The 9,374-nt window shown below is 60.1% G+C and carries 9 protein-coding genes; 5 read left to right on the forward strand and 4 right to left on the reverse strand.

Annotation, left to right across the window (positions count from 1 at the left end; all coding sequences use genetic code 11):
* Nucleotides 1-38 precede the first annotated feature (38 nt).
* From AC5E6W_RS15665 to AC5E6W_RS15680, 4 genes are all read left to right on the forward strand, one after another.
* A complete protein-coding gene (locus AC5E6W_RS15665; protein ID WP_491753252.1) occupies nucleotides 39-2,627 on the forward strand; it encodes an ATP-binding protein in 2,589 nt (862 codons plus the stop codon).
* Between the two features lie 380 nt (nucleotides 2,628-3,007).
* Nucleotides 3,008-3,712 (forward strand): class I SAM-dependent methyltransferase, encoded by a 705-nt coding sequence (locus tag AC5E6W_RS15670; protein WP_491753253.1) that lies wholly within the window; start codon nucleotides 3,008-3,010, stop codon nucleotides 3,710-3,712.
* Nucleotides 3,713-4,040: 328 nt separating this feature from the next.
* On the forward strand, nucleotides 4,041-6,167 hold the full coding sequence (locus tag AC5E6W_RS15675) for a radical SAM protein (protein WP_491753254.1): 2,127 nt from the start codon (nucleotides 4,041-4,043) through the stop codon (nucleotides 6,165-6,167).
* A 121-nt stretch (nucleotides 6,168-6,288) separates the two neighbouring features.
* Nucleotides 6,289-7,149, forward strand: coding sequence for a hypothetical protein (locus tag AC5E6W_RS15680; protein WP_491753255.1), 861 nt, complete (start codon nucleotides 6,289-6,291; stop codon nucleotides 7,147-7,149).
* A gap of 68 nt (nucleotides 7,150-7,217) precedes the next feature.
* Here the strand turns inward: AC5E6W_RS15680 and AC5E6W_RS15685 are convergent, their stop codons facing one another.
* Genes AC5E6W_RS15685 through AC5E6W_RS15700 form a run of 4 tightly spaced genes read right to left on the reverse strand, consistent with a single transcriptional unit; the run spans nucleotide 7,218 to nucleotide 8,865 of the window.
* The gene (locus tag AC5E6W_RS15685) at nucleotides 7,218-7,361 is read right to left on the reverse strand and encodes a type II toxin-antitoxin system VapC family toxin (RefSeq protein ID WP_491753256.1); all 144 of its coding nucleotides are present in this window, start codon (nucleotides 7,359-7,361) and stop codon (nucleotides 7,218-7,220) included.
* Nucleotides 7,362-7,393: 32 nt separating this feature from the next.
* On the reverse strand, nucleotides 7,394-7,630 hold the full coding sequence (locus AC5E6W_RS15690) for a PIN domain-containing protein (protein ID WP_491753257.1): 237 nt from the start codon (nucleotides 7,628-7,630) through the stop codon (nucleotides 7,394-7,396).
* The gene (locus AC5E6W_RS15695) at nucleotides 7,627-7,887 is read right to left on the reverse strand and encodes a type II toxin-antitoxin system Phd/YefM family antitoxin (protein WP_491753258.1); all 261 of its coding nucleotides are present in this window, start codon (nucleotides 7,885-7,887) and stop codon (nucleotides 7,627-7,629) included. The genes AC5E6W_RS15690 and AC5E6W_RS15695 overlap by 4 nt, the downstream gene beginning before the upstream one ends.
* Before the next feature lie 51 nt (nucleotides 7,888-7,938).
* Nucleotides 7,939-8,865, reverse strand: coding sequence for a helix-turn-helix domain-containing protein (locus tag AC5E6W_RS15700; RefSeq protein WP_491753259.1), 927 nt, complete (start codon nucleotides 8,863-8,865; stop codon nucleotides 7,939-7,941).
* Nucleotides 8,866-8,971: 106 nt separating this feature from the next.
* Between AC5E6W_RS15700 and AC5E6W_RS15705 the strand changes: the two genes are divergently transcribed.
* Nucleotides 8,972-9,142: a hypothetical protein gene (locus AC5E6W_RS15705; protein WP_491753260.1), complete on the forward strand. Its 171-nt coding sequence runs from the start codon at nucleotides 8,972-8,974 to the stop codon at nucleotides 9,140-9,142.
* Nucleotides 9,143-9,374 lie beyond the last annotated feature (232 nt).

Genomic DNA, 9,374 nt, shown 5'->3' on the forward strand with positions numbered 1-9,374 from the left:
TTCGTCGTCTCTTGTTACCTGCTCCGGAGGTAGGTTTCTTGCTCCCCTCGGCCCCAGATCTATCGAATTGCGCAGACGAACCCATCCGCGTTCCTGGAAACATCCAGCAGCACGGTTTTTTTCTGCTCACCCTGCCTGACTACGAGGTCATCGTAGCGGCCAGCGAAAACGCGCAGAGATTCCTTAATGTTCCGCTCCGGCTCATCCTTGGCGCGAAGCTTGAAGACTTCCTCGAGCGCGAGGTGATGAACTCCTTTCGCTTCCACAAGAAGATCTGTGCGCATGACAGAGAAGGACAGAGCACGTACATCGGCACCTTCCGGGTAGGCGATAACCTCTTCAGCGCATTGACTCACTGCATCGGGCCTTATCGTGCGGTGGAGTTCGAGCAGCAGGAGAGCCTCGTTGGTCCGGAGACAATGAATGCCGTCATCACCAACTTTGTCTCCACCCTCAACCGCCTGCGCACCGAGCAGGATCTCTGCGACGCGCTCGCCCACCAGTTTTCGCAGCTCACCGGCTTCGATCGCATCATGCTCTACAGCTTCGATCAAGAAGGTCATGGCACGGTGTTAAGCGAGGTGAACAACGGCCGGCTTCCCAGCTACCTCGGTCTCGCCTTCCCTGCAACCGACATCCCACCGCAGGCCCGCGATCTCTACGTCCAGAACACCATCCGCATCATCCCCAACGCGCACTACACGCCCTCGCCGCTCGTCGGCAACTCCTCCGTCGATCCCACGGCGCTGGATCTCTCGCTCAGCGTCTTGCGTTCGGTCTCCCCGATTCACCTCCAGTACATGCGCAACATGGGCACCATCTCGTCCATGTCGGTCTCGATCGTTCTCGATGGCAAGCTCTGGGGGCTAGTCAGCGGGCATCATGCCGAGCCCCGCAGCGTGCCCTACCTCATCCGTTCCGCCTGCGACATGCTCACCAAGATGGCCGCTACGCAGCTCGACGCCTTCCGCACCTCGCAGGAGCTGGAGCAGACTCGTCACTTCCACGCCGTGCAGCGCCGGTTATTGACGCTGGTAGCGTCTGAGCCCAACTACCTCGACGCGCTCGCCGAGTATCGCGATGTGCTGATGGATGTAACCAACGCACAAGGCGTAGCGCTGCTGCTGGACGATCGTGTGCGGCTCTCCGGTATCACGCCGCCGGAGCCCATCGTGCATCAGCTCGCCGCCTGGCTGGAACAGCGGCCCGAGCCGCAGACTTTCGTCACCGCGCACCTTGCGGCGGACCTGCCGGAGGAGCTCGCGGACTTGGCCGAGAAACTTCGCGAGACCGCCAGCGGCCTCCTGGTGGTGCGCATCTCGCCCGTCCGGCGGCGCTGGGTTATCTGGTTTCGGCCCGAGCTGGTCTCGACGATTCACTGGGCTGGCAACCCGACGGATGCCGAAAAATCCAAGCAGACTCTCAGTCCGCGCGACAGCTTCGAGCAATGGAAGCAGATCGTCGGCGGCCGCGCGCGCGAGTGGACCTCGATGGAGATCGACTCCGCCGAAGACTTCCGCGCCGCACTTACCACCATCAGCCTGCGCCGCGCCGAAGAGGCCATCGAGGAGGGAGAAGCCCGCTTCCATCGCCTCACCCAGGCCCTGCCGATCAAGATCTTCACCGTCGACGACGCGGGAAGCCTCACCTATGTCAATGACCGCTGGCGTGAGGCCGGTTTGCGGCCGAAAGGTCTCTGGTACGAAGATCCTCTCCTGGACACCGAGGATGCCGCCAGCTTCGGAGAGCGTTGGCAGCGCGAGGTCCAGAGGGGCTCGGACTTTGAGGCTGAGCTGCGCGTCGCCAGCCCCGGCGGTGGTCCTGAACGCTGGAACTTCCTGCGCATCACCCCCTTTCAGCGCGCCGGTGCCGCCCGTGCCGGCTGGATCGGCTCCCTGATTGATCTGACCGAGCGCAAGGAGCGCGAGATGGCCCTGCGCATGAGCGAAAAGTTGGCGCTTACCGGCAGGATGACCTCCGTGATCGCCCATGAGATCAACAACCCGCTTGAAGCCATCACGAACCTGATGTACCTCCTCCGCAGTGAGCTGCCGGAGGGCGGAAACACAGGCACCTACATCTCTCTTGTGGAAAGCGAGCTGGAGCGAATCTCCGGCATCACCAAGCAGACGCTACGCTGGAATCGCGAGACGTCCGACACTCCGGAGACCTGCTGCGCCGGCATCATGGTGGAAGAAGTGCTGCGCCTCTTTGCCGGCAAGATCCGCAACCGGCAGATCCGCGTCACCCTCTCCGGCGACCGCGAGACGGAACTCTGCGGCCTGCTGGGCCAGCTGCGCCAGGTGCTGGCAAATCTCGTCTCGAACGCCGTGGATGCCGCTCCGCTGCACGGCCAGGGCTCGATCCATATCGAGCTGCTGCAGAATCGCTCCGGCGCAGAGGGATCGCTCACCCACACCGGCTTCTCGGTGCACGACAATGGCCCGGGCATCCCACCCGGCATCCGCGCCCGGCTTTTCGAGCCCTTCCACTCCACCAAGGGCGATCTCGGCAATGGTCTCGGCCTCTACATCTCCCGCGAAATCGTCGAACGCCACCACGGCCACATTGACGTGGCAACGGCTCCCGGCGAGGGTACCGTGATGACCGTCCTGTTACCGGCGTAGCGCACGCCGGGGGGCCAAGCCAATGCTAATCGGGTTCACCGCCTGGGCGGCTCCGGCGAAGTATCTGATCTTTCAATCGTTTGGGGCGTCACTTTGCCTGCGAGCTTCGCCAGCAAGTTGCTGGGCCTTGCAGAAAGCCTGCGAGCACAGCTTTTAGGGTAAGCCCCGGTCACCGATTGTGATCGGGAAACCTAACTCACTGATCCGTAAGTGAGAAGAGAAAACTGATGACCGCCGCGATCCTCCGTCGTCCATCCCCGATGACTACAGGTGATGCATTTTTGCGGCAAAACCCTTGACTGCAAATTCGGGCCCCGTTTAAATTCCAAATGAAATCCAAATCACTTATCAGGTTCGATATGGGATATTGGGAAAACCGTGTGGATAACCGCCTGCCAATATTTTTATCGCTGGCGGAAACGTTAGGTGTGAAGCTAGGGCCCGACAAACGAATACTCGACTTTGGGTGCGGGACAGGTCATTACACCGCAGCCTTACGTGGCATGGGGTTAGAGTGCTACGGCTGCGACGTCGAAAAGAGATTCGAAGAATCGGAATCTGCATGCGGTTCGCAGAGCGAACAGCCTGTATTCTCAACTCTTTCTCTTGAGGATTATCGTTTACCGTACCCGGATTCTTACTTCGACTTTATCTTCAGCGACCACGTCATGGAGCATGTCTTCAATTATGACGAGACTGTTTCGGAGATGCGACGTGTCCTTCGGCAGGGTGGTATCGCGTTACACATCTTTCCTTCTCGCTATCGCTTAGTCGAATCGCACACAAAACTGCCTCTTGCTGGTTGCTTGAATTCCGCCGCCTGGTTGCGTACCTGGTATGCATTGGGAGTAGGTTCCAGAACGAGCTTCGCCAAAACCTCTAACCCCACGGAAAGCTCGATCTCTTGGCTTAGGAGTAACACCAACTATCTCCCCAAACGGAAGCTGCTCCAGCACTTCCGGTCGCACTTCCAACAGGTACGGTTTATCGAGGGAGAAGCCCTCCGTTCTCAGGGACACCCCAACCTGACATTTACGGCGGGCCTGGTCAGCGCTTTCCATGTACGGGTCGTATCCCTGTCCTAGAAGCTGTTCCACGAGAGCCCTCTGAGCAAGTCCGGCGCTGCCCGGCAACGGCCTCGCCGTCTTCCTCTCCCACGGGATCGTCGTGGGGTGGCTCGAGGCGCGCCTGGCTCCCAGATTGGGTTCCCCGGCCCGTGTCCTAAGTGCCTGATCTGTCATCGTCCGACGCTCCGTCGCGGAGCGAATTCTGTCTTGTGGCGACTTCACGCTCCCGTTTAACCCCCCTCATCCCCATTCAATGCAAAATCTCGCCGTTCACCGTCAGACTGTTGATATCGGTGCAACGCACTCATAGGCTTCAGGATGAATCCTCAGGAGGGTTAAGCCAGCAATGCCAAAGATTACAAAGATTGTCGAGAAAGGCGTCGTCCTGGGCGCCAAGGCCGGATGGGCTGTGTTCAGCCGCCTCAATGCCTTCAGCCCCAACGAGAGCTTCACCCCCCGTTGGTCGGACAAGCCCCTGCTCAAGTCCTACCAGAAGGAGAAGCCGCCCCTCGGCTGGCCCCGCACCACAGATTCGCTCTGTCCGAAGTGCGTGCCTGAGATCCGCCAGCAGATCGTCGATGGCAAGCTCCCGCACGAGATCCTCCTGAACGAGAAGGTCGGCGAGATCAAGGCGCAGATCATCGAACGCGACGGCAAGATCCTGATGGTTAAGGACTGCCCCATTCACGGCCACTTCGAGGACGTCATGTCCATCGATCCGCCGATGATGAAGCACCTAGAGGACGTCTTCCCAGGCCGCGATATCCGCGCCCACAACGATGAGAAGCTGCACAACCACGGCACGTCGACTGTTACGCACGGCCGCGGTTCAGTGCTCACCATCGATCTCACCAACCGCTGCAACATGATGTGCGATCCGTGCTTTATGGATGCCAACCAGGTCGGCTTCGTGCATGAGCTGACGTGGGATGAGATCAAGACCATGCTCGACAACGCGATCTCCATCAAGCCGCGTCGTCAGATGAGCGTGCAGTTCTCCGGCGGCGAGCCCACCCTGTCGCCGTACTTCCTCGACGCCGTCGCCTACGCCCGCAAGGTCGGTTACAACTCCGTCCAGGCCGCGACCAACGGCATCGAGTTCGCGAAGTCCGCTGAGTTCGCCCGCGCCGCCGCCGAAGCCGGTCTGCGTTACGCCTACCTGCAGTTCGATGGCATCGGCAACGCCGCCAACTCGCACCGCAAGGTTGGCAACTCGTTCGATGTGAAGCTCCAGGCCATCCACAACCTGCACGCCGCCGGTGTGGACATCGTTCCCGTCACCTGCATTATCAACGGCATCAACAACGAGCAGGTCGGCCGCATCATCCAGTTCGCGCTCGACAACCCCAAGAAGATCAACTTCCTCTCGTTCCAGCCTGTGTCCTTCACCGGTCGCGATGAGGACGTCTCCGACGAGCGCCGCCACGCGCAGCGCTACACCCTGTCGCACCTCGCGCACGACGTCCGCAATCAGACCGGTCTCGGCGAGAGCACGCGCGACTGGTTCCCGATCAGCTTCATGTCGACCTTCTCCGACTGGGCCGACCTGGTGCATGGACCGGATCGCGACTGGGGCCAGCTCTCCTGCGGTTGCCACCCAAACTGCGGCATCGGCATGGCGCTGATGATCGACAAGGAAACCAAGGAAGCTGTTCCCGTCACCGCCTTCCTCAAGGCCGATCAGCTTGCCAAGGACATCGCGCAGGTCAACGATGCTTCCCGCGGCAAGGTGCTCACCGTCATCGGTGCGGCCCTCGCGCTGATCCGCAACTACGAGCCCTCAAAGTCCCCCACCCACTTCAGCATCTTCTCGCTGCTTGAGAAGTTCGATAAGTGCTTCGGCGCCACCGGCCGCAACTACGGCAAGGTGACCGGCGACCGCACCATGGAAGACATCGAGAAGCGCCGCGCCGATCGCTGGAACTTCCTCTTCATCGCCGGCATGTGGTTCCAGGATCTCTTCAACTACGACTTCCGCCGTACCGAGCAGTGCATCATCCCGTATGCCACGCAGGAAGGCGAGATCAGCTTCTGCGCGTACAACACGGGCATCGGCTGGCGCAACATCATCGAGAAGATGCACATGACGTCGTCCCTCACCAAGTGGTACGAGGAGCACGGCCGTCACGAGATCTTCGCCGGTGGTAAGAAGGTCGGCCTGGAGCGTCAGGAGAAGTATGACCTGGTGCTGAACGAGGCGCACGTCAACTCGGCTGCCAACGATACGTTCGACAAGAGCGGTATCGCCAAGAACGCCCGCGAGGAAAAGATCCGCGCCCGCGACGCCAAGCTGAAGACCGACGCCGAGAACGCCCGCATGGCCAAGCTCTACCGCAAGGAAATCCTCAAGGAACCCGAGATGCCCGGCGGCTTCGTAGCCCTCGGCGAGATCGGTGGCCTCGGTGGCATCAAGCCCGCGGCCCCCAAGCAGGAAGTCGAAGTCAAGAACGACGAGTTGGTGGCTGGCGACTAGCCATTGCATGGAGCAGCACGCGCTTCGCGCAAAAGCAACCACGAAGGCCGCCCGGGAGGGTGGCCTTCGTATTTTAGGCAAGTAGATACGATGTGAGGTTAAGAGTGCTTATTATCTGCTAATGCTCAACTTTCCGAACGAGTGGCGTTTTGAATCTCCCGGACGACTAACCGACGAGGCGCAGAGAGAAATCTCTGAACTAATTGGGAAAATCACTGCAAACGGACAGGTGTGGAAGATCCTAGAGGCCTTCAAGTCCAACTTTGCATCTGCGGCGGGAAGAAGCGCTTCATGGAGTTCGAGTCTAAGTTGGGCGGAGTCTGACCTCCAGACCTATATGGAAGACGCTGCCGCAAATGCGCCCTTATTCATTCAGGCCTTCTTCGATACGTGCGAGTCTCTAAGCAAAGAAGGCGTTCCAGTTCCAGACGTTGCGATGGTGAACAGGGCTCTAGCTAAAGGCGGAGCGGGATACGAAATTGATCCACCGAATCTCATACGCAAGACGGTCAATCCCGGCATCATTGAGCCTAAACATGAGCCAGAGTCACTCGATGGGCAAGCTCGAAGGATGATCCAGGCCTCATTGAAGACGTCGGAACAGTTCCTCGAACAGGGGCTAAACCGGCAAGCTGTGCAGGAGGTGCTATGGCTTCTGGAAACGGTTTCAACAGCCTTCCAGGGACTGAATGCAGGCACGGGAACTGTGCAGGGTAAGTACTTCAACAAGATAGTTTCAGATCTTCGCGCACAGCATGCTGGAAGATCTCTAGATCTTGTCTTGGAGTGGTGCGTCAGCCTTCACGGCTACCTCTCGTCGCCGACCGGAGGGGGCGTTCGACACGGCTCGCATATTCTCCGCCCAGATTTGATGCTCAAACAACACGAGGCACGCCTGTTCTGCAATCTTATCCGGAGTTATATCTTCTTTCTGTTGGATGAGCACGTGCAGCTTACTGGAGGACAGGTCGTCTTAGGCTAGCCGGTGCCGATATTTCGACTCTGCGAGGTGGGTTCGCAGGATGCCTCGACGGGGCTCGGTGATCGCTCCTAAAAGTCAACGACCTGTACGCCTAGCCGCTCAAAGTCCTTGCGGTTCAGTGTCGCGACAACCATGCCATTCTCGACCGCAATCGCTGCGATCAGCGCGTCCATCGCTCCGGGCCGGAAGCCGTTCTTCTCCGCACGCGCCACAAGATATCCATAGTGCCGCGCCGTGCTCAGGGTCAGGTTACGAAGCGGTTGAAGAACTGCATATAGAGGTCGCCCTCGATCCAGTCTTCCAGCTCCGTTCTGCGCTTGCCCGGCGTTAGCAGATGAATCCCGTACCAGAGTTCGGCATACGTGATCTCTGAGATCCAAAGCGCGCTGTCATCCGTCCTCTGCAGCCACGCATCAACGCGGGGATCGGGACGCGCCTTCGTGTACTGCGAGATCACATCGGTATCGAGCAGATACTTCACAGCGATACCGGTCGGACCTTCGATTTGGAGCGCTTCAGCTTCAACCCCGAGCCGGCAAGCGGCGAGCTCTTGAAGAACTCCGAGGTCGTCCTCGCGTTCTTCGAACGAGTGCGCGTCGCCTGATTCCACTCCGTCGGTGGGATGAGAACGCCGACGAGCTTCCCATTGCGCGTGATCTCCTGCGGCCCGCTCTCTTGCGCCGAGTCAATCAGCTCGCTGAACTGCGCTTTTGCCTTTGCCACCGCCCAAGTCGCCATCGCTAACCTCGCAAGAATGACCATAGTAGTCATTTTCACCCGAGTCAATCTCTAACCCGTAGCTTTTCGCCACTCTCCCGGCGTCATTCCCACCCTTTGACGGAACGCCCGCACGAAGCTCGCAGCCGACACAAACCCCGTCTGTGCAGCGATCTCCCGCACGCTCCAGTCCGTTGCGTGGAGCAACACCTTAGCGCGGTCCATGCGCTGGGCGAGCAGGTACTGATACGGAGACTGCCCTGTCGTCGCGCGGAACTCATGCGCGAAGTGGAAGGGGCTCAGCTCCACCGCGGCAGCGGCCTCTTCAAGCCGCACATCGCGGCCCAGGTTTTCGGTGAGGAACTCCATCGCACGCTGTAGCCTCGGCCACGGCAAGCGGCCCTTTGCTCGCAGCTCCGGCAGCGCAATCTCCGCATGCCTCTTCAGCAGCGTAGCGGCGAGCTCGCTCTCCAACAGCCCGGCATAGAGTGCGCCGAGCGGAAAGCCCCCAAGGGCCTCGCGATACATGCGGGCCAGGACGTACTCCAGTGCGGGATCGCGCAGCGCCCACTGGTTGCGCATGGTGGCAATGTCGGTCAGTGCTCCAGCGCCAAGCTCGTTCGCCGTGCGGCGCAGCACCTCCGGCCGTACGGAGAGGATCACGCGCTCATTGGCCGCCGACCAGCGCACCCGGTCGCGCGTGCCGGCGCCCACCAGGATCATCGCTCCTGGCGTCGTATCCACCACGCGGTTGCGCCCTTCGTTCCACCATTCCAGCTCGGGTTCGCCGGAGAGTTGCAGGTGCAGGCAAAGGTGGTCGTGTTCATGCTCCGGAATCTCGATCGCGCCAACGCGGTGATGCTCCAGCAGCACATGCTGCCAGGGCTGCGAGCGACGGATGGTGTGCGCCTCCGCCCGCGACGAGACAGGCAGCAGCGGAACCACCTTGTCCCGCCGCAACACCGAAATCCGTCCCTGTGCCTCGTCTATCACGCTCACGTCTTTCGATTTGATGATCCACTTCACCGCAGGAATTGCATATTCGTGCTGTCGATATCGCTCATTGTTACAACAGCACCGGTCCACCGCGGTGCGGGAGGCAGAGATGCGAAGTATCACGGAGATGATCAGTGAGGGTTTCATCTGGGGCATCGGCATCACCCGTCCGCGCCCGGGGCGCGAACGGGTAGCGGCCTACTACATCACGGGCATCCTGGTGCTCACGCTGGGGATGCTCTGCACCCTGTTCTTCGTGCTGCAGAAGGTCATCCGGTAGGGCGTAACACGCGCGGGCTTTGACCGTCGTGCAGGGCTGCAGCTAAAGTGGGCTGGCTATGCGCATCTCAAGGATCCTCGCATTCGCCCTCGTCACGTCATCGCTGTTCGCCTTTAGTCTCCATCACCCGGTCTAAACCCACCGCCTTTAGGCGGTGTGCTTTCAGCGTCTTGCTGGATACTGGAAGAGATGGTGGAGTATCGCAAGAACGCGCATTCCGTGTGGGACATCA

Source organism: Bryocella sp. (assembly GCF_058498515.1).

What these genes read in the sequence shown, in the direction of transcription:
- AC5E6W_RS15675 (WP_491753254.1), top strand. Translation starts at nt 4,041, where the DNA reads ATGCCAAAGATTACAAAGATTGTCGAGAAAGGCGTCGTCCTGGGCGCC.
- AC5E6W_RS15680 (WP_491753255.1), top strand. Translation starts at nt 6,289, where the DNA reads ATGCTCAACTTTCCGAACGAGTGGCGTTTTGAATCTCCCGGACGACTA.
- AC5E6W_RS15695 (WP_491753258.1), bottom strand. Translation starts at nt 7,887, where the DNA reads ATGGCGACTTGGGCGGTGGCAAAGGCAAAAGCGCAGTTCAGCGAGCTG.
- AC5E6W_RS15705 (WP_491753260.1), top strand. Translation starts at nt 8,972, where the DNA reads ATGCGAAGTATCACGGAGATGATCAGTGAGGGTTTCATCTGGGGCATC.